The sequence below is a fragment of the Paenibacillus sp. OT2-17 genome, assembly GCF_009827695.1.
In the GTDB taxonomy this organism is placed as follows: domain Bacteria; phylum Bacillota; class Bacilli; order Paenibacillales; family Paenibacillaceae; genus Paenibacillus; species Paenibacillus polymyxa_B.
On record NZ_WUDQ01000891.1, the window covers coordinates 1 to 971 of the forward strand.

General features: G+C 51.9%; 2 protein-coding genes. Both read left to right on the forward strand.

Annotated elements, in window-relative coordinates:
* Positions 1–438 (forward strand): aminotransferase class III-fold pyridoxal phosphate-dependent enzyme (locus tag GRP75_RS27955; protein WP_160791002.1); only part of this gene is annotated, 438 nt, incomplete at its 5' end.
* Positions 439–471: 33 nt separating this feature from the next.
* Positions 472–971 (forward strand): zinc-dependent alcohol dehydrogenase (locus tag GRP75_RS27960; protein ID WP_160791003.1); only part of this gene is annotated, 500 nt, incomplete at its 3' end.

Below are 971 nucleotides of genomic sequence, written 5' to 3' on the forward strand. Positions count from 1 at the left end.
ATGCAGTCTCGTCTTAATGTCCTGGAGAAGCACGAGCACTCCTTCACCTCAGGCAGCAATCTAATCTCGGTTACGGCAGCCAAAGCCACGCTGGAGGTTGTATCTGAGCCCGGTTTTCTGGAAGCCGTTCGGTCCAAAGGAAGCCTGCTCGGAACCCTGCTGACGGAGATGGCCGACAAGCACGATTGCATCATCGGTGAGGCTCGCGGCGTCGGATTGATGTGGGGACTGGAAATTGTCGACGAGGATGATGCCCCAGATGCAGTTAAGAGCAATGCGATTATCGACCGCGCTTTTGCCGAACAGCAGCTAATTCTCAGAGGCTCCCGTTACGGTTATGGCAATGTGGTCAAAGTGAGACCTTCCCTCACGGCTACGGAAGATGAGATTGTCGAAATTGTTAAGCGGCTTGACACTGTTCTGACCACCCTACACTAACCATCTGCCTAACAGGCAAAAGGAGGACTATTTATGCTTGCACTGGTATACAAATCAGCTTGGGATGTCGCACTTGAGGAAAGACCTGTCCCGGAGATTAAAAAAGATAACGATGTACTCGTCCGGATCCGGGCGACAGGCGTATGCGGTACGGATTTAGGCATCATCAGTGGCAAATATCATGCCGTGTCGTCCACTATCCTGGGCCACGAATCAGCGGGGGAAGTAATCGCTGTAGGATCAGCCGTCAGTTCAATGCAGCCCGGGGACCGGGTCGTGATTGATCCAACGTACTACTGTGGTCAATGTGATATGTGCCGGACAGGAAGACAGAATCATTGCACACATAAATCCGTAACCGAGACCGGAGTCAGCGCCGACGGGACGTTCACCGATTATTATGTGACGGAGGATCGTTTTCTGTACAAGCTGAAGGATCATATCAGCTATGAAGAAGCAACACTGACCGAACCGCTGAGCTGTATGCTGACCGGAATCAACCAGATTCACCTGCTGCCGAACTTCACAACCAT